Origin of the sequence: Marinimicrobium sp. C2-29, assembly GCF_038419845.1 — a bacterium.
GTDB lineage: Bacteria > Pseudomonadota > Gammaproteobacteria > Pseudomonadales > Cellvibrionaceae > Marinimicrobium.
This window is the reverse complement of the sequence record NZ_JBCAQT010000013.1, coordinates 64,079-83,502: the sequence shown is the minus strand read 5'-3', so window position 1 is coordinate 83,502 and position 19,424 is coordinate 64,079. Positions and strand designations below refer to the sequence as shown.

General features: G+C 59.9%; 16 protein-coding genes and 1 riboswitch. Of the genes, 4 read left to right on the top strand and 12 right to left on the bottom strand.

The window, feature by feature from the left end:
* Positions 1 to 33 precede the first annotated feature (33 nt).
* A riboswitch (TPP riboswitch) is annotated at positions 34 to 167 on the bottom strand.
* Between the two features lie 37 nt (positions 168 to 204).
* From AAE484_RS13565 to AAE484_RS13545, 5 genes are all read right to left on the bottom strand, one after another.
* On the bottom strand, positions 205 to 552 hold the full coding sequence (locus AAE484_RS13565) for a hypothetical protein (RefSeq protein ID WP_341938945.1): 348 nt from the start codon (positions 550 to 552) through the stop codon (positions 205 to 207).
* Entirely contained in the window at positions 552 to 1,127 is a 576-nt protein-coding gene (locus tag AAE484_RS13560; RefSeq protein ID WP_341938944.1) for an RNA polymerase sigma factor, read from the bottom strand. The genes AAE484_RS13565 and AAE484_RS13560 overlap by 1 nt, the downstream gene beginning before the upstream one ends.
* Positions 1,127 to 1,636, bottom strand: coding sequence for a DUF6249 domain-containing protein (locus tag AAE484_RS13555; RefSeq protein ID WP_341938943.1), 510 nt, complete (start codon positions 1,634 to 1,636; stop codon positions 1,127 to 1,129). Before AAE484_RS13555 ends, AAE484_RS13560 begins: the two co-directional genes overlap by 1 nt.
* A 123-nt stretch (positions 1,637 to 1,759) precedes the next feature.
* The gene (locus AAE484_RS13550; protein WP_341938942.1) at positions 1,760 to 2,827 is read right to left on the bottom strand and encodes a GGDEF domain-containing protein; all 1,068 of its coding nucleotides are present in this window, start codon (positions 2,825 to 2,827) and stop codon (positions 1,760 to 1,762) included.
* 200 nt (positions 2,828 to 3,027) lie between these two features.
* The gene (locus AAE484_RS13545; RefSeq protein ID WP_341938941.1) at positions 3,028 to 4,653 is read right to left on the bottom strand and encodes a methyl-accepting chemotaxis protein; all 1,626 of its coding nucleotides are present in this window, start codon (positions 4,651 to 4,653) and stop codon (positions 3,028 to 3,030) included.
* 302 nt (positions 4,654 to 4,955) lie between these two features.
* Here AAE484_RS13545 and AAE484_RS13540 point away from each other — a divergent pair, with 302 nt between their 5' ends.
* Together AAE484_RS13540 and AAE484_RS13535 are read left to right on the top strand one after the other, a co-directional pair.
* On the top strand, positions 4,956 to 5,948 hold the full coding sequence (locus AAE484_RS13540; protein WP_341938940.1) for a Gfo/Idh/MocA family protein: 993 nt from the start codon (positions 4,956 to 4,958) through the stop codon (positions 5,946 to 5,948).
* A 20-nt stretch (positions 5,949 to 5,968) separates the two neighbouring features.
* Entirely contained in the window at positions 5,969 to 7,261 is a 1,293-nt protein-coding gene (locus AAE484_RS13535; protein ID WP_341938939.1) for an NAD(P)/FAD-dependent oxidoreductase, read from the top strand.
* 474 nt (positions 7,262 to 7,735) lie between these two features.
* Here AAE484_RS13535 and arsJ read toward each other — a convergent pair whose 3' ends face one another.
* From arsJ to AAE484_RS13500, 7 genes are all read right to left on the bottom strand, one after another.
* Positions 7,736 to 8,944: an organoarsenical effux MFS transporter ArsJ gene (gene arsJ / locus AAE484_RS13530; RefSeq protein ID WP_341938938.1), complete on the bottom strand. Its 1,209-nt coding sequence runs from the start codon at positions 8,942 to 8,944 to the stop codon at positions 7,736 to 7,738.
* 4 nt (positions 8,945 to 8,948) lie between these two features.
* Positions 8,949 to 9,971, bottom strand: coding sequence for an ArsJ-associated glyceraldehyde-3-phosphate dehydrogenase (locus tag AAE484_RS13525; protein WP_341938937.1), 1,023 nt, complete (start codon positions 9,969 to 9,971; stop codon positions 8,949 to 8,951).
* A gap of 23 nt (positions 9,972 to 9,994) precedes the next feature.
* On the bottom strand, positions 9,995 to 11,011 hold the full coding sequence (arsB, locus tag AAE484_RS13520) for an ACR3 family arsenite efflux transporter (RefSeq protein ID WP_341938936.1): 1,017 nt from the start codon (positions 11,009 to 11,011) through the stop codon (positions 9,995 to 9,997).
* Between the two features lie 32 nt (positions 11,012 to 11,043).
* Positions 11,044 to 11,391, bottom strand: a complete 348-nt coding sequence (locus tag AAE484_RS13515) for a metalloregulator ArsR/SmtB family transcription factor (RefSeq protein WP_341938935.1) — start codon at positions 11,389 to 11,391, stop codon at positions 11,044 to 11,046.
* Between the two features lie 247 nt (positions 11,392 to 11,638).
* Positions 11,639 to 12,355 (bottom strand): energy transducer TonB, encoded by a 717-nt coding sequence (locus AAE484_RS13510; protein WP_341938934.1) that lies wholly within the window; start codon positions 12,353 to 12,355, stop codon positions 11,639 to 11,641.
* Positions 12,356 to 12,562: 207 nt separating this feature from the next.
* Positions 12,563 to 15,328 carry a TonB-dependent receptor domain-containing protein gene (locus tag AAE484_RS13505; RefSeq protein WP_341938933.1) on the bottom strand — a complete coding sequence of 922 codons (2,766 nt, stop codon included), beginning with the start codon at positions 15,326 to 15,328 and terminating at the stop codon, positions 12,563 to 12,565.
* A gap of 102 nt (positions 15,329 to 15,430) precedes the next feature.
* A complete protein-coding gene (locus AAE484_RS13500; protein ID WP_341938932.1) occupies positions 15,431 to 17,107 on the bottom strand; it encodes a serine/threonine protein kinase in 1,677 nt (558 codons plus the stop codon).
* A gap of 355 nt (positions 17,108 to 17,462) precedes the next feature.
* Between AAE484_RS13500 and AAE484_RS13495 the strand changes: the two genes are divergently transcribed.
* Positions 17,463 to 18,167, top strand: coding sequence for an ABC transporter ATP-binding protein (locus tag AAE484_RS13495; protein ID WP_341938931.1), 705 nt, complete (start codon positions 17,463 to 17,465; stop codon positions 18,165 to 18,167).
* 4 nt (positions 18,168 to 18,171) lie between these two features.
* On the top strand, positions 18,172 to 19,422 hold the full coding sequence (locus AAE484_RS13490) for an ABC transporter permease (RefSeq protein WP_341938988.1): 1,251 nt from the start codon (positions 18,172 to 18,174) through the stop codon (positions 19,420 to 19,422).
* Positions 19,423 to 19,424 lie beyond the last annotated feature (2 nt).

Genomic DNA, 19,424 nt, shown 5'->3' with positions numbered 1-19,424 from the left:
ACGCCCTGGATGCCAACACCAATGCTGGCCAAGCGCACTTTTTTGTTCCTATCCCTACGCCGGCATTAACCGGATCAGGTTCAACGGGTCCGCCTTTTCGTTTCGCCGGCATTGCGATCACGGGCCGAAAAGGCATCTCAGGTGCTAGACCTCCCCGAGGAGTGGCTGCAATTCTAACCCGGTTTGGGGAAAACCGCCAAACCGTCAATCCTCCTGCAACGCCCAGCCGCCCAGGGCCGCCATCAACACCAGGGTGATCAGTGCCCCAGTCTGAAGCATCGCGTCCAGAGGCATCGCCAGAATGCCTGCCGCCAATGTATACGCCCAGGCTTGCGCCGGGATCACTGCCACCGCCAGCGACCCGACCAGGATCGCCGCCAACAGCACCCAGAGCCTCACACCCACCGACCGGCGCGAGGGCGCGGGCATGGAAAGACTCTGCATGACCCGGTCACTGAAACCGTCATCGTCAATGTAGTCGGCGCTGCGCCGAAGCGCCCGGGCCAGCCGGGCGTCCAGTTCGCGCTCATCGTTCGGGTTCTCAGGTTTCATCAGACGGTCTCCTGCCAAGATGACAAATAGGATTTCAACGCCTTCTTGCCGCGCAGAATGTGGGTTTTGACGGTGCCAAGAGCCAGGCCCATGATCTCGGCGACTTCCTCGTGGGTAAGCTCTTCCTCCAAGCTCAGGCGCAAGGCCCACTGCTGGGGCTCACTGAGAAGGGCCAGGGCGCCATCCAGGTCGCGTCTCGCCTCAGTGGGCCCGGTATGCGAAGGCTGATGGGTGGCGGCGTCCACCTCAGTGGCGGCATCATCCAGGTCGACCCGCGTCCAGCGCTCCCGGGCCAGCCGCCTCTGACTGGCCGCCAGATTGAACGCGATGCGATACAACCAGGTGGAAAAGCGGGCCTCGCCCCGGTAGCTGTGCAGCGACTGGTACGCCTTGATGAACACTTCCTGAGCCAGATCATCGGCGGCACTCTCATCGCCATCGCACAACCGTCGGGCCCAGCGACGCAGCGGCGACTGATAGCGCAGAACCAGTTGCCGGAAAGCATGGGGATCGCGCTGGGTCATGACGCGGGCGATGAGGCCCGCGTCAGACAGACTGTCGTGTTGCCGGTCCATCAGACGGCCCGGGTCTCGGCCAGCTTCCAGATCAGTATCTTGGCAAGGCCGACTCCGACCAGGATCAAACCGAGGCTACCGATCGCAAACCCGTTCATGAGCGTCAGGAACAGCGTCAGACCGGCACCCGCACCGAGCAACACCAGTCCCTGATTGAGGTGGCGGGCCGGAGCGGGCAGGCTCTCTCCCATCAGATTTTCCGGCACCGGCTGGCCATTTTCCAGAAACTTCTGGATGCGTTCATTCAGTAACTGCTGGCGCCGCTCGCGATGGCGAAACACAAACAGTGCCACCAGAATCACCGTTAGGGCCGGGGCGCCGAACACCATCACAATCGCGATGATCGGAATGGCGATGGCAGCGGCATCTCCGCCCGGAATATGAGCCGGCAACTGCTGCTGCCAGTCGACATTCTCGGCCAGCACCGGCAGAGCGCCGGTGATCAGGCCCAGGCCCATCAGGGCCAACATCAGACATTTAACAACCGCGAATCCATTGAACGTTTTCATGGGTTTTCCTCATCCTACTCAGTCAGTGATTCCGGCATTGTCGCCGGGTTACTGATTCAGACGCAGAACAGGCCCGTTTTGGATTCACCCGGGAGAAACATTTAATCCGGAGCCTTTCGACCGCTAGTCGGATAATTCCGAGTCCAGCACCACAGTACACTGCCGCCCCCGGTCCTTGGCCAGGTAAAGAGCGGCATCCACTTCTCTCAACGCCTGCACAGAGTCATCGACCCGACCCAGGGGAATGATGCCGATACTGACCGTCAATGGCGTCTGCTGCCCCGGCTCATGAAGCGGGTCATCGCTGAGTTGTTGATGGAGGCGCGAAGCCACAACCTCGGCGTCTTTTGTCCCGGTTTCCGGCAGCAGGATCATGAATTCCTCACCACCCCAACGGGCGAGGGTGTCGCCCTGTCGAAACAGGCTCCGGCACAGCTCCGAGAAGCGGGTCAGCACCCGGTCGCCCTTGTGGTGACCCGCCTCGTCGTTGATCCGTTTGAAATAGTCCAGGTCGATCATCATCAGGCTGCCCGGCGCCCGACCGCGATGAATCTGCGCCAGTTCCTGCTCCAGCTGTTCATCAAAGGCACGTCGATTGAACAGCCCGGTGAGAGGATCAGTGGTGGCCTGTTGAACCAGCTGTTCGCGTGTCTGTTCCAGCTCATTGAGAAGCTCACGCTGAAGATGATTGGTCCGCATCAGCTCCAGGTTGCCCATCGCCTGGCGGGCCAGTGCCTGGAGGGTGTTTTGCTGCAGCTCGGTGAGCTCCCGGGGCCGGGTATCCAGCACGCAAACGGTTCCCAGGGGAAATCCATCGCTACTCTCAAGCAGGGCCCCGGCATAAAAGCGCAGATGGCTCTCGCCGGTCACCAGAGGGTTCGCGGCAAAACGATCGTCCCGGGACAGGTCCGGGACCACGAAAGTCCCGGTTTGCAGAATGGTATGGCGACAGATGGAGATATCCAGTTTGGTCTCCCGCACGCCCAGCCCCTTGACCGCCTTGAACCACTGACGATGACCATCAATGAAGTTGATTACGGCGATGGGCGCTTCGCAGATATAGGCGGCAATGTCCACCAGATCGTCAAACAGCGCTTCGGGTGGAGTATCCAGAATCTGGTATTGACGCAAGGCTTCAAGGCGTTTGGCCTCATAGTCAGCGCTGAAGGGCTCCCGGGATGACTCGTTCATTCGCATTGACTCGCTCGGGGTTGGGTATCGCCAATAACCATAGCTCACTTTAATGAGATTGGCTTCAAGTCGGTCAGTATGCCTGACGGGCAGCTGATACGACTACAAAATCGTGCAAAAAACAGTCTATCGGGGCAATAGTCAATGCAGGAGGGAGCGGCGGGTCACGGGGACCCGCGCTGAAGATGAAAAGCAGGTCGTCAGAGCTGGAAGCGACTGACCAGCGTATTGAGCTCCACCGCGAGCCTGGACAGCTCCTCGGCCGAAGCGCTGGTCTGATTGGCACCGGCGGCGGACTGAGTGGCGATATCGCTGATTTTGACCAGATTGCGGTCCACTTCGCGGGCCACGCTGGCCTGCTCTTCCGAGGCGCTGGCAATGACCTGGTTGCGTTCATTGATATCGTCAATGCCCTCGGCGATACGCTCCAGCGCATCACTCGCCGCCTTGGCCACCGACAGCGTCTCGGTCGCCCGAGTGCTGCTCAGCTCCATGGAGGAGACGGCGTTCTTGGTGCCGTTCTGGATGTTGCTGATGATGGTTTCAATCTCCTTGGTGGAGGTCTGGGTGCGGTGCGCCAGCGCCCGCACTTCATCGGCCACCACGGCGAAACCGCGACCCGCTTCGCCCGCCCGGGCCGCCTCAATGGCCGCATTCAGGGCCAGCAGGTTGGTCTGTTCGGCAATTGCCAGAATCACATCCATCACCTTGCCGATATCGTTGGCCTGCTCGGCCAGGCCATTGACCGACTCCGAGGTCTTGTCAATTTCATCGGTCATGAACTGGATGGATTTGCGTGTCTCAAGGACCTTGGACAGGCCGTCTTTCGCCGCACTGGCCGACTCGCTTGAAGATTCGGATGTCTCGGTGGCGTTGCGGGCCACCTCCTCGACAGCGGCCGTCATCTCGGTCACGGCGCTGGCGGCCTGCTGAATTTCATCGGTCTGCTCCTGCAGGCTGCGGGAGGAATCCTCGGCCACCGAGCTGAGCTCTTCGGTCGCCGACGCCAGTTGGGTGGAAGAGTTGGAGATCTGACTGATGGCACTGCGCAGGTTCTCTCGCATGAGTGCCAGGGAATTCAACAGGCGAGCGGGCTCATCGTTACCCTTGACGTCAATGGGCTGGCTGAGATCCCCCGCCGCGATGGTTTCGGCGTTGTCCAGCGCCTGAGCCAGTGGTTGAACAATACTCCGCGCCAGAAATACCGCCAGGCCGATCACAAGCAGAACGGCGACAACAATAGCGGCTATGACCGCCGTTTGCGCTTCGACGAACACCGCCTTTCCGCGAGCATCGGCCTCACGCGAACCCTCCTGGTTTATATTCGAAAGCTCCAGCAAGGCCTCCGCCATCCGGTCGGCCGGCCCGCCCAGGGCAATATTGACAATCCCCATGGCCGAACCGAAGTCGCCATCCTGAGCGTAGTCCACCAGGATGTCGGAGTTCTCAAAGTATTCCTCCTGCGCCTCGACATACCGATCGTAAACCGCCCGCTCTTCAACTGTGTTGATAACCTCCTCGTACCGCGCCTGATTCTTGCGCACATCGGTTTTGATTGCCCGCAGACGCTCGATATTCTCTTTGACCATGACCGGATCATCATCGGCCGCCACCCGCAGGGTAAACACCCGGTAGCGCATGATACTGGTACCCAGATCGCCCACGGCACGTACGCCGGGTAGCCAGTCCTCATTGATCTCGGTGGATATTTCATCCATCTGGGACATTTCGTACAGAGCAAAAATGCCCTGACTGATCAACAACAGGAGCAGCACCCCAAAGCCCGCCGCCAACCGGGGGCCAATATTCAACGCTCGTAAAAACATAATCCCATCTCAAAAATGCCGGGCTGCTGCTTTTCCCTACCACTTGCCCTTGGTCGCCAGAGTAAAGACCGCCACACCCCAAGCGGACGTGTTCCCGCAGCCTTCAAAATCATCATCAGCAGGGGCGACAGCATACGTCCCCCTCCTCGACCCTAGCACAGCACCCGCTCGGTCGCTGTGATGGTCGCGCTTCCTTGTTTTCGGCCGGACTCCGGGAAAGTTGAGGCCTTTTTACCGCTCTGGTGTACACTGGGCGCAACGTCAAACACAGCTCGAAACCCCTGAATTCGACGGAGGTCGTCATGAACAAGATTCGCTGGGGGGTGCTCAGCACCGCCAATATCGGTCGCACGAAAGTGATTCCCGCCATCCAGGCCTCGGAGCACGGCGAGGTGGTCGCCGTGGCTTCGCGCAGCGCCGAGAGCGCCCGGGCCTTTGCCGAGGAGCTGGGCATCCCCCGCTCGCACGGCAGCTACGAGGCGCTGCTGGCCGACCCGGAAGTGGATGCCATTTACAATCCGCTGCCCAACCATCTGCATGTGCCTCTATCGGTCCAGGCCCTGGAGGCCGGCAAGCACGTACTGTGCGAAAAGCCCATCAGCCTGGACAGCGATGACCTGAAGGCGCTCAAGGCCGCCGCCAAAGCCCATCCCGAATTGAAGCTGATGGAGGCCTTCATGTACCGCTTCCACCCCCAGTGGCAGTCGGTGCACGAGTGGCTCAAGCGCGGCGACATCGGCCAGGTGCGCCACTATTCGGCGCATTTTGCCTACAACAACCGCGATGAAGAGAACATCCGCAACCTGCCGGACATTGGCGGTGGCGGCCTGATGGACATTGGCTGCTATGGCATTTCCTCGGCACGCCATGTCTACGGGGCCGAGCCGGTCCGGTTGGTCAGCAGCGTACAGCCCCTGCCCGGCTACGAGGTAGATTGTCTGACCTCGGCCCTGATGGAGTTTCCCGATGGCACAGCCAGCTTTACCGTGACCACCAAAACCGAGGCCAGTCAGTGGGCGGAGCTTCACGGCGAGAAAGGCATGATCCGCCTGGAGAAGCCCTTCAACCCCGAGCCCGGCCAGGAAAATCGCGTGACCCTGGTGGTGGGTGGCGAGCGCCAGTCCTACGCCTTCCCGGAACCGGACCAGTACCAGCTGATGGCCGACGCCTTTTCCCAATGCATCCGGAACAACACCCCCGTACCGACACCCCTGTGGGATGCGGAGGCCAACATGAGAATCATCGATGCCATTTTCGCCAGCGCCGAACAGGGCCGCTGGATTGAGTTGGATTAACGAGCAATAGAGGAACAGAAGTGGAAAAAATTGTGGTGGTCGGCGGTGGCGCCGGCGGATTGGAGCTGGTGACCAGACTGGGCCGCCGGCTGGGACGCAAGAAGAAAGCCCATGTCACCCTGGTGGATCGGAACACCACCCACCTGTGGAAACCGCTGCTGCACGAAATTGCCGTGGGCACCATGGACGAGGGCAACGATGCGGTCAGCTATCGGGCGCATGCTTTCGCCAACGGCTTTCATTTTCGTGTGGGCAGTCTGTCCGACATTGATCGGGACAACCGGCAGGTAGTGCTCGCCCCGGTCCTGGACGACGAGGGCGTGGAGTACATTCCCTCCACGCGCATCGACTATGATTATCTGGTGGTGGCCCTGGGCTCGGTCTCCAACGATTTTGGCACCCCGGGCATTCCGGATCACTGCATCTTCCTGGACAGCCCGATGCAGGCCCACCGCTTCCGCACCAAACTGCTGAACCGCTTCCTGCGTATTCAGCGGGTGCCCGAGGAACCGGATACCGTGCGCATTGCGATTGTCGGCGGTGGCGCCACCGGGGTGGAGCTATCCGCGGAATTGCACCACGCGGTAAGCGAGTTTCACCACTACGGTTTCAACGCCATCACCAACGAGCACCTGCATGTGACCCTGCTAGAGGCGGGCGAGCGGATTCTTCCCGCCCTGCCCGAGCGCATTTCCGCCTCGGCCACCAAGGAGCTGACCAACATCGGCGTCAAGGTCCGGACCAACACCATGATCACCTCGGCCAGCACCGAGGGGCTGCACACCAAGGACGGTGATACCGTCGAGGCAGATCTGATGGTATGGGCCGCCGGCATCAAGGTGCCGGATTTCATGGCGGATATCGGGGGCCTGGAAACCAACCGGATCAATCAGCTGAAGGTCAACGAGTTTCTGCAGACCACCCGGGACGATCGTATTTTCGCTTTGGGTGATTGCGCCGAGTTCATTCAGGAGGACGGCAAGCGGGTCCCCCCGCGCGCGCAGTCCGCCCACCAGATGGCGAACACCTGCTATCACAATCTGGTGGCCAGTCTGAACTGCAAGCCTCTGAAAAAGTACGAGTACCGCGACCACGGTTCGCTCGTTACCCTGGCCAATTATTCCACGGTGGGCAGTCTGATGGGCAACCTGACCCGAGGCAGTCTGTTTATTGAGGGGCGCATGGCGCGGGTGGTTTACATTTCGCTGTACCGGATGCATCAGGTCGCGGTGCACGGTCTGATGAAAACCGGCCTGCTGATGTTGGCCGGCAAAATCAACCGCTGGCTGCAGCCTCGGTTGAAGTTGCATTGATAAATTAATCAGGTCTTGGTCGGCACTTCGCAAGGAATGCTCCGTCTGGGTATCCCCTTGTGAGACACGCCGTAAACCCATCCATGGGGGCTCGATCACCCGCCGGTCCCCTTCGCGCTCCCGGCGCTTCGGGACACTTCCCACATCCATGTGGGGCGTCCAAGGCGGGTGACGGTCTCACAAGGGGATACCCAGCCTCCGCTGTGCCAGCGTAACGTTCCGGGAACTAGCACCCTGGATTACGGCGGATGCGCTTGACGCTTATCCGCCCTACGGGATCGCTCGGCGGGTTTTACAAAGTGCGGAGGACCGATCTGGGGTAGGCTCTTCCCAGACCATCACCGACAGGATGTCGGTGGAGAGGCCCCAGGGAAGGGTTCACGCCGTGTCTGGGAAGACCCTACCCCTGAGCGGGCCGGTCTCAGAAGCCAACTCCAGAGCGAGCCGGACGTGATGTGGACTAAACGCCACCCACTAATCTGACCGACGCGGCAACCCAAGCGCAATCACTGTCGCCAGGGCGAGAAACAGCGCCGAGATCCACAGGCAGGCGGTGAGCCCCGCTATTTGATACACCCAGCCCGAGAGCACCGTGCCCACCAGGCGTCCCATGGCATTCGCCATATAATAAAAACCCACATCCAGCGACACACCTTCGCGCTGGGCGTAGCTCACAATCAGATAACTGTGCAGCGACGAATTGATCGCAAACAACACCCCGAACAACAACAGACCGCCGAGCAGACTCCACTGGGGGGCAATATTGGCCGTCAATGCCAGAGCGATCAGTGCGGGTATAAGTGTCAACGCCAGCGCCCAACCAAAAGCGGTGCGCCCATCGGGCAAGAAACCGTTGGCCCGGCCGGTGATTCTCGGAGCCACCGACTGCACCCCACCGTAACCGATCACCCAGAGTGCGAGAAAGCCGCCCACCTGCCAGTGGTCCCAGTCAAACTGACTGGCGAGAAACACCGGTAGCGCCACCACAAACCAGACATCGCGCGCGCCGAATAAAAACAGACGCGCCGCCGAAAGCACATTCACTGCACGACTTTTGGAGAAAATCTCGGAGAATTTTATTCTGTTTTTGGCCCGCCCCAGATCCTTTTTCAGCAGCACCATGCTCGCCATCCAGACCAACAATAACGCCACCGCCATGCTGCCCACGGCACCGGCAAAGCCCAGCCACATCAGCAGGGCGCCGCCGAGAAAAAAGCCGGCGCCTTTGAGCGCGTTCTTAGAGCCGGTCAGTACCGCCACCCAGCGATAGAGCGCACCGCCCTGCCCGTCCGGCACCAGCAGTTTGATCGAGCTCTTGGCGCTCATCTTGTTCAGATCCTTGGCGATACCCGAGAGCGCCTGGGCCGCCATCACCCAGGGCACGGTGAGCATGGCCGCCGGCACCAGCAGCATCGACAGGGCAACGACCTGAAGAATCAGACCGATGTTCATGGTCCGGTTGAGCCCCAGGCGCGCGCCCAGCCAGCCGCCCACCAGATTGGTGATCACCCCGAATATTTCGTAGAACAGAAACAGCAGAGCAATTTCCAGCGGGCTGTAACCGAGCTGGTGAAAATGCAGCACCACCAGCATGCGCAGAGCGCCGTCGGTGAGGGTGAAGGCCCAGTAATTGCCGGTGACCAGCAGGTACTGACGAATCTCCGGGGACAGCGACGCGAGCATAAGCCTAGACCTTCTGATCCATCTGATCTCTTTGCCCTACCAACCGCGCCAGTTCAGCGGTGCGGTTGGCGTAGCCCCATTCGTTGTCGTACCAGGCGTAAATTTTTACCTGGGTGCCATCGATCACCAACGTCGAGAGCGCATCGATGATGCTCGAGCGCGGATCGGTTTTGAAATCCACTGACACCAGCGGTCGCTCCTCATAGCCGAGGATACCGGGCATCTCGCTCTCGGCCGACGCTTTCAGCAGTTGATTCACCTCGTCCCGGTCGGTGGGCTTTTCCACTTCGAAAACACAGTCGGTGAGCGAGGCGTTGGCCAGAGGAATGCGCACGGCGTGGCCATCGAGCCGGCCTTTCAGCTCCGGGAAAATCTCGATGATGGCCTTGGCCGAACCGGTGGTGGTGGGAATCATGCTCAGGCTGCTGGCCCGCGCCCGGCGCAGGTCCTTGTGGGGCTGATCAAGAATGCTCTGGGTGTTGGTGATATCGTGCAGCGTGGTCATGGAGCCGTGCCTGATGCCGAGTTCACGGTGAATCACCTTGACCACAGGCGCCAGACAGTTGGTGGTGCAGGAGGCGGCGGTGACGATGGGGTAGCGCGCCGGGTCATACAGCGCTTCGTTTACCCCCATGACCACGTTCAGGACATCATCGGCCTTGACCGGCGCCGTTACCACCACGCGTTTGACGCCCTGATCCAGATAGGCCTGCAACAGTTCGCGGTCGCGCATCTTGCCCGAGGCTTCGATTACCAGATCGCAGCCGGACCAATCGGTCTCGCCGATCTGGCCATTGCCGGTGACGGCCAGGGTCTGCTCCCCAATACGAATGCCACCCGCTTCCGCCACCGCCTCGTGCGACCAGCGCCCGTGCACCGAATCGAAGTTCAACAGGTGCGCCAGGGTCTCGGCATCGCCCGCCGGGTCGTTGATCTGCACAAACTCCACTTCGTCCCAGTCCCAGGCGGCGCGCAGCGCCAGGCGCCCCATGCGGCCGAAGCCGTTGAGTCCGATTTTGATCGTCATGCCTTGCTCCTCACGTCAGTACTTCAAGAAAACCAATGGCGGGTCCGGTTGGCGAAGGCCACCAGTGACAACATCACCGGTACTTCCACCAGCACCCCCACGACCGTTGCCAGAGCCGCCCCAGACTGCATTCCGAACAGGGAGATTGCCACCGCCACCGCCAGCTCAAAAAAATTCGAGGTGCCGATCAGACAGGCCGGCGCGGCCACATCGTGTGACAAGCGCAAGCGGTGCGCCATCCAGTAGGCGAAGATGAATATGCCGTAGGACTGGATCAGCAGCGGAATGGCAATCAGCACAATCGCCAGAGGATTGTTCAGAATTTCCGGTGCCTGCAGTCCGAACAACAGCGTGACCGTGGCCAGCAGACCAAGGATGGAGGCGGGCTTGATGCGATGCAGAAACTCCTCGAGTGCGGGCTCACCACCGCGCGTGAGCAGCCAGTGGCGAGTGACGGCACCGGCAATAAGCGGTAGAACCACATACAGGACAACGGACAGAACCAGCGTCTCCCAGGGCACGGTGATATTGGTCATGCCCAGCAGAAATGCCGCCAGAGGGGCAAAGGCAAAGACCAGAATCAGATCGTTGATCGACACCTGCACCAGGGTGTAGTTGGGGTCCCCTTTGCTCAGCTGGCTCCAGACAAACACCATGGCCGTGCAGGGCGCCACGCCCAGAAGAATCATGCCCGCAATGTATTCATTGGCGGACTGAGGATCGACCCAGCCGGCAAAAAACACCCGGAAAAACAGCCAGCCCAGCGCCGCCATGGTGAAGGGCTTGATCAACCAGTTGACCACCAGCGTCAGGATCAGCCCCCGGGGTTTTCGCCCCACGGCCTTCAGGGAGGTCAGGTCCACCTGCACCATCATCGGGTAGATCATCAACCAGATGAACACCGCCACCACCAGATTCACCTGGGCGTACTCCCACTCGGAAATCCGGTTGAACAGCGTCGGGGCCAGACTGCCCAGCAACACTCCGGCCCCGATCGCCAGTGCCACCCATAGCGACAAAAATCGCTCAAACCGTCCCATAAACTCTCACTTTCGAAAACAATGATATCGCCTCAGGCGCAGCAGATCCGGTCCCGCTCGGGCCGATCGCCCATGGTGGCCAATGCCCGCTCACAGGATTGCAGAAAGGCGCCATTGGCCCGACGCGAGCTGGTGAGCACCTGGCAGGCCCAGTCGGGCAACTCCGGGTGTAGCCGATAGAAGACCCACTGCCCCTGCCGACGATCCAGCAGCAGGCCATCGCGCCGCAGGCGAGCCAGGTGACGGGAGATGGTGGGCTGGCTTTGACCCAGGGCCGCCATCAGTTCACAGACACAGAGCTCGCCCTCACGCTCGATCAAAAGAAGGGATTTGAGCCGGGTATCGTCGGCCAGGGATTTGAAAAAAACCAGTGGATCCACAGCGGATGCCCTCAACTGAATATATGGATTTGATTATATATGGTTCTCCACATATTTAAAGGGGCATCTCGGGAGGGTCGCCTCTGAAGTGTCACTTCGAACGTCATTGAGGGTATTGGAAGGGGACTCTTCGGGAGGCACGAGGCCCTGCTGGATGCCCACGAAAAAGGCCGCCCGGAGGCGGCCTCTTCGGCGCAGGGAAGAACGATTGAGGGCTATCGTGTCTTATTGTGTGTCTTACTGAAAGTCATTGTGGATAGCTCAGCACCGCCACGTAGCGCATGCGCTCGGGCTCGCCACTCACCATCCCCGGGATGAACCGGGAGTCTTCCAGTGCCCGCTCGACCACTTTGGCATCACGCTTGTATCGCCCGTGGGTCTGCAGACGCCGGGCGGAAGCGACACGGCCATTGGCGTTCACCCAGGCTTCCACCCGGGTCTTTCGCCCCTCTCCGCGGAAAAAGGGATTCCCTTCGCCACGGCCATCAGACTGGTACAGCGCATACCAGTTCCGGTCACCCAGAAGCTCCTGGGGCGCGCTGTATTGATAACCGAACTCGCCCTGCATCAGGCCGAGATTGGGCAAAATCATGATGGGCGGCTGGCCCTCGAGATCGGCGTACACTACACGGAACACCATCCGCACTGCTGCGGTTTCGCCATCCACCCGGGCCGGAGTGAACCGGCGGCCGGTAAAGGCTTCCTCTACCTGAAGGCGCAGCTGGTCAAAGCCATCGCGCTCGTAGCAGGCCACATCGCTGGATGAGCCCTGCTCGTCCACCGCCGCCTGGCAATAGACCGACGCGACGGGATAATCCTCGGTCAGCGCCGGCGAGGCCAGGGCCGATTCGAGATACTCCAGGGTGCCATCCGCGAACCCGGCTGGCTGATAGTCATCGGCGGTCACCTGCCCCACTGTACCCAGGCCCAGTGCCAGAACGGCACCGATTGCGACTTTTTTCATGCTCTTATCCTCTTTCTCAAGGCATTTAGGGTTGGTGGCCTTCGAAACAGATCGAAAAACCCACCGCTTATGCCCTGAAGGGTAGCATTGCCCTTAACACGTTTATGTTAATTTATTATGACAATGACCGAGGAATATAAAAAAACCGCTCCCATGGGAGCGGTCAAAGCGGAAATTCGTCCCTGCCCAACCTCCTGATGGATCACATCAGAAGCGATACTGAACGCTGAGGCTCACATCCTGGCCGCGCTCCTGGTTATAGATTTCCACATCCCGGCTACTGCCATCCGAGGCGGTGCTGGTGCGCTCAATCACCAGATCCTCATCCAGCAGGTTGTTCACCTTGAGCTTCACGGTGAAATTATCATCCGGATAATAGGAGTAGGTGAAGTTCACCGAGTGGAACGGCTGCTCGAAACTGTCGGGCGCGCCATTGCGCCCGGCAAAGAACAGACGTTCGCTGAACGAGTTGTAAGCCATCGTTGCCGAGTGCTGCCCGTTCGGGGAGTCGTAACCCAGAATCAGGTTGCTGACCACATCGGAGGCGCCCTGCAGCGGACGGACCGCGTTGGTGGGCGCATCCGCGTTGTTACCGGCCACCAGCTCCTGGTCCATGAAGGTGAAGTTACCCTGAACAAAGAAAGGATCCAGGACCGAGGCCATGTCTCCCAGACTTTTCAGGAACTCCACCTCCAGGCCGTAGAGTTCGGCGCTTTCACCGTTGTGGATCTCGGCCCGGATATTGTCATCCGTGGCCGCGCCCTCGAACTGCTCGATGGGATTCACGATGTCCTTGTAGAACAGGGACAGGGTGAAGTTGTCACCGCCGGAGAAGAACCATTCGGCGCGCAGGTCGAAGTTATCCATCTGGGAGGGCACCACATCCGGGTTACCATTCACCACGATGTCGGTCAGAGGGTCAAAGTAGCTGGAAACTGAAATTTCCCGAAGATCCGGACGGACTGTGGTTTCACCAAAGCTGGCACGCAACTGGAAGTCTTCGGCCCAGAAGTCCTGAACCATCCAGGTCAGTGCCGCCGAGTTGTAAACATCGTCCTCGGTGTAGGTGACTTCCTGAAAGTAGTCGGCCGTGTCCATCGGGTCGGAATTCTGCATCCCCGGGAACTGACTGCCATCATAATTGACCGGGTTCCAGGGCAGGTTCACCTGCTGGTAATCCTCCCACCGGCTGCCGATCACCAGACGCCAGGTGTAATCCCAGGTCATGTCCAGTTGGCCGAAAGCCGCATTCACCTTGTTGGCCGCAACGTAGCTGTTGGCGTTGCCCGAGTTATTGGTCACCCGAAAGCCGTTGTCCGGATCGAGCACATTATCATCGGACAGAATGGCACTCAGCGGTTGCTCGAACAGCGGATCGCTATTGCCCAGGGCTGTGCTCCCCAGGTAGAACTCATACTGCTCATAGGTCCGGGATTTCTGCCAGTAGTCCATACCACCGGAGAACTCGAACTCCCAGCTCCCGAGCGTCGCCGGCATGGCCAGGGTAAAGCCGTTGCTGTCGACGTAATCACGCAGGTCTGAGTAGCGGTAGCTCGCCGCCGTGCTGTTGGCACCCGCGAATGCCGCCGACTGGACCTCGCCGGTCTCAGGATCGGTCGATGTCAGGCTTAACGCATTCACTTCATTGGGCAGGTCCGTAGACGCCTCGCTGTCAGAAACATACCACTCAAGACTCAGACCACGCAGCAAGCTCAGACTGTCACTCAGGCCCAGCGTATCCAGGGTATCCCACCCCAGTTCGTGACTGCCGTGCACTTGGTGGACTTCCAACTCCCGCTGTTCGAAGCGTAACTCGGTGTTGCGAAAGCCCTGGCCATCGGACAGCAGGCGGTTGGCGTTGAAGAAATCCCGCACCGAGACTTCGTCGTCGGTATTGCGCAACCACAGACTGGTGGTCTCAATGGAGTTTTCGGCGTTGAGTCGCAGACCAAAGCTCAGGTTGCCCGAGATGTCCACGGAGTGGACGGTCTCATCTTCAAACACCACCTGATTCTCGGGATCCTGAAAGCGGCGCTGAACCACTTCGCGATTGCGCCAGCTGCTGTCATAGGCCGCTCCGGCCAGAAAGCCAAACTCCATATCGTTGGGAAGATAGAAGTTGTTACCCAGATTGATCTCAGCATCGACATCCGGATCACCCGAGGTTTCCCGGGTGCTGATATCCCGATTGAGTCCGGTCGCCAACTGGCGATTGATTTCGGCCGCTTGCTGAACTGAATCGAGCTGATCGATCCGGTTAATATTGTTGGGCGTCAGATCGCCCCGGTACTGATCCAGCGCTCCATCCAGACGGGAAGACAGTGCCCGGGAGCCATCGTCGGAGCCCCAGCGGTCATCGTCCCCACCGGTGTAGGTCAGAAAGTCCGAAGAGGCGGTGTTGGTACCCGTGCCCAGCTCAATATTGAACAGGATATCGTCCGGGATACTCTTGGTGCGGATATCAACACTGCCACCGCCAAAAGCGGCAGGCTTATTGGCCGAGGGGACTTTCTGAATCGCCAGCGAGTCAACAATGGATGTCGGAATGATATCCAGTGGCAGCACGTTGCGGGACAGGTCCGGCGAGGGCACCATGGCGCCGTTGAGCGTGGTGCTGGAGTAGCGCTCACCCAGGCCACGCACAAACACAAACTTGTCCTCGACCAGGGTAACGCCGGGAACGCGTGTCAGCGCCAGGGCGACGGTGGAGTCGCCAATCCGGCTGATCTGGTCTGAACCGAGCAGGTCGGTCGCCACAGCCGCTTCCTGACGCTCAACCGCCAGACTTTCCGCACCGCTCATCAGACGGCCACCGGTCACCAGCATTTCTTCCATCGGAGGAGCCGCGATACCCGAATTGTCTTGTTCCGGTGCCTGGGCGTGAGCCGAGGCGCCGATCATTACACTGAGGAGACTGGCGCTGAAACCGGCCAGTGCCTTGTGATTGGATAAATAGGTGGTTTTCATTTTCATCGCCCTAATCTTGTCTACTTGAACGAACCCGCCAGAAAAAAGGGCGCCGTAAGGCGCCCTTTGATTACGGCAATCGGATGTTTACTCGATTGTAGTCAGGGCTTACTCTTGGCTTTCGAACCACAGCGGCTGAGCACGATTGGCAGGGTGCAGGCCGTAGGTCCAGCCAGCGGTCCAGTCGTCGTCGGCAGTCACGCCACCTACGAAGTCGGCATCAACCGGAGTGACTCCTGTCGCACCGCCATTGACCACCATGTCGACCAGCGGCAGAGAGTAGAAACCGTCCAGAATCTGCAGGTTGTTGTTGCTGGCGATTGTGGGATCCTCACCATCAGCGGCCGTCTGCATGACATCGTTGCTGGCTTCAAGGAACTCGCGAGTGGTAGTGCCATCGGGCAGCGGTCCGCCATTGGTCAGAGTGGCGCAGGCGATGATGGACTGTTCGATCACCAGATCACCGTCCTGGGCGGCCTGCAGGCCTTCGTCCGACTCGATGCGAACACAGTAGTTATCATCGGCCTGGTCACCCATGTAGGCGGTAGTCAGGATGGAGTTGCGGATGGTCGGGAAGTGCGCTTCCCGGATGCGCCAGCCGTGACCGTCGGCGTGCTGACCATCCACGTTCGGAGAAACGATGCAGGTCAGGTTGTTGATGGTGGCGCGAGAGTTCAGACCGCGAGCCACAAAATCATCAATGGTGGCCTGATCCTGGCCACTGTAGCTGCCGATGCCGTCAGATTCGATGCAGTGGTCGCCGTCAGTCTCGCCCTGGATTACCAAAGCGTTGGTGATGGTGCCGACGTAGGCTTCGTCGATATCGATGGTGTCATCGCGAGAATACAGGCCGACATAGTTGTTGACGTTGACCGCACCACCAAAGAACTCGATGCCGTCATCGTAGGTTGAGTAGGTCTGCAGAAAATCAACCTGGGTGCCGGAGCCTACAGCGTTGAAGGAAATACCGTTCAGGTCATTACCCGGAGCCACCTGAGCGCCGGTGTGCTTGACCATGAAGTAATTCAATACGCCGGAATTGTCTTCATTGTTCTCGCCGCCGTAGTAGGTCTGGCCCGCACCGGCTTTACCTTCGGCCGCCACATGACAGTCGCTGGTAGTCAGGTCGCCATCCATCATGGTGCCGGTGTAAGAACACTTGTTGGTGATACCGAAACCATTGATGATCATGCCGCCCCATTCCTGGACGTCTTCCGGTCCCACTTCGCCCTCGATATCCGAGGTTGAAGTAACCACGATCGGCTCCTCGGCGGTGCCTTCGGCAAAGACCTGTGAACCGCGGTTGATCACGAAGTAGTCATCGTTGGAGCGGAATGCCAGAATCGCGCCGGCTTCCAGGCGCAGAACTGAACCGTCGCCGCCCTGGGTGATGCCGGCGTCTGCCATTGCCGCATCATCCTCGTAACCCTGACCGATCATCAGGCTGTCGTTGAAAATGTGGGCGCCATCGTTGGACAGATCACCCAGAACCAATTCGTCAGAGGCCGTGTAGGGCTTGGCCAGGCTGACAAAGTCGGTACCGTAAACACAGTTGGGGGCGTCATAGGAGCCCTGCTGGGTTTCACCATCCTGCTCGTAGGAGGCGCAGGGGTTCTGGCTATCGCCAGTACCGCCAGAGCCTTCGTTGACGACGTTGCCGCTGCCATCGCCAACCGAGTTATCTGTGGTGGACTGGTTGCGGGCATCGATCTCGATATCGCCGCCGCCACAGGCGGCCAGTGTTGCGGCCAGAGCGGTTACGCTCACTAAAGTCAACATTTTCATAGGTTTAGCACTCCTGATGGATCGCTTTTTTGGAAAAACCGGGTACCGGCCAAGGCCAATCCCCCAATTCGAATACACGAGCCCGCTGCACCGCTGATCTTCTCTGCGAGCTCTGTGTGTGTGGCGCCTATGTTGGTGAAGTTTTATGAAAGCCAAAAGACAGTTTTGTGAAGGTTTTATGAAGGCGGGAATCCGGAACACGCGGGCACTCTGAAACGCACAGCGCCCAAATGCCGCTGAACCAGACGACAGGGACGTTAACGAGACCTTACTCATCTTTACGCCGCCCCTTCGTGGCAAGCGCGGACAAAGACAGGCAAAATGAGGGCACCGCAATAAGGATGCACAGAATAAAATGATCCAGTTGAACAACCTGCACAAATACTACGGCTCCGGCGAGCAGCGACTCCATGTGCTCAAGGGCATCGACCTGCACATCCGTGAAGGCGAGCTGGTCGCCATCATGGGCTCTTCGGGCTCGGGCAAATCCACACTGCTCAATATTCTGGGCCTGCTGGACAGTCAGGATGAGGGCCGCTACACCCTGGCCGGCACCCCCATGGAGCGCCTCAAAGAGAAGCAGGCGGCCCGGCTGCGCAATCAGCTGATCGGCTTTGTGTTCCAGTCCTTCAACCTTCTACCCTTCAAAAATGCTCTGGAGAACGTCGCCCTGCCGCTCTACTACCAGGGCATGAGCCGACGCGCGCGCAATGACCAGGCCCGGGAATATCTGGACATGGTGGGACTCTCGGATCGGGCCACCCACATGCCCAATGAGCTCTCGGGCGGGCAGAAGCAGCGGGTGGCGATTGCCCGGGCGCTGGTGACCCGCCCCAAAGTCATTCTGGCGGACGAGCCCACAGGCGCGCTGGACAGTGTCACAACCGGGGAGGTGATGAGCCTGCTGCACGAGATTCACGGGCGCGGCAACACCCTGGTGATCGTGACCCACGAGCCCGAAATTGCCGCCCAGACCCAGCGTCGCATCATTCTGCGCGACGGTCTGGTGGTGCCCGAGTCCGAATCGCAGACGGAGTCGGTGCCAGAGGGAGTAAAGTAAGGTGATCGACGGCCTTCAGGAAATTCTCTACACCATGCGCCGCAACAAGCTGCGCACCGCGCTGACCGCTTTCGGGGTCTTCTGGGGGATTTTCATGCTGGTGCTGTTACTGGGGGCCGGTCAGGGCATGCAGAACGGCATGGAGCGGCGCTTCATGCACGACATGAGCGACTCCATCTGGATCCGGGCCGGTCGCACCTCGGTCCCCTATCAGGGGCTGGGTGTGGACCGGCCGATCGAGCTGACTGAATCGGACATGCACGCCATTGAAGAGCGCATTCCGGGTGTGCGCTTCCTGTCCAGCGAGACCCCGCTGGGCGCCTACCGCCAGGCGAGCGCCCAGATCACCTTTGGCCCGCGGGCCGAATCCTTCGGCGTGCTGGGTGTGTCCGACGACTATTTCAATATTAAAGCCAATATCGACTTTCCCGGCGGCCGACGTCTCAACGAACTGGACGCCGACGAGCAGCGCAAGGTCGCGGTCATCGGCACCACCGTCCAGGATGCGCTCTTTCCCAAAGGGATGGAGCCGCTGGGGCAGGACATCCGAATCAACCGGGTGACCTTCACGGTGGTGGGTGTGTTCTACGACAGCGGCCGCGAGGGCCGGATGTCCGAGCGGATCTACGTGCCACGCACGGCCTTCCAGCAGACCTTCGGCGGGGGCGAAAGGGTGTCGATTCTGGCCCTGCGACCGGAGCCGGGCGTGGACAGCTACGAGCTCGAGGAGCGCATCAAAACCCTGCTGCAACGTCGTCACCAGGTCGCCCCCAATGATCGCCGGGCCATACGCACCAACAACATGGCGCGCCATGCCGAGCACTTCAATCAGATTTTTACCGGCCTCAATGCCTTTCTGTGGTTTGTGGGGCTGGGCACACTGACCGCCGGCATTGTGGGCGTGAGCAACATCATGATCATCACGGTCAAGGAGCGCACCCGCGAGATCGGCATCCGCAAGGCGCTGGGAGCCAATCCCACCGGCATCGTGGGCAGCCTGCTGCTGGAGTCGGTGCTGATCACCGGGCTGGCCGGCTACACTGGGCTGGTTCTGGGCGTAGGCCTGCTGGAGCTGGTGTCCTACGCACTCACCAGCCTGAACATCCAATTGGATTTTTTCGCGCGCCCGGAGGTGGACTTTGGTCTGGCGATCACCGCGCTGGCGCTACTGATCGGCGTCGGGGTGCTGGCCGGTCTGGCCCCGGCCCTGAGAGCGGCGTCCATTTCACCAGTGGAGGCCATGCGGGCGGAGTGATG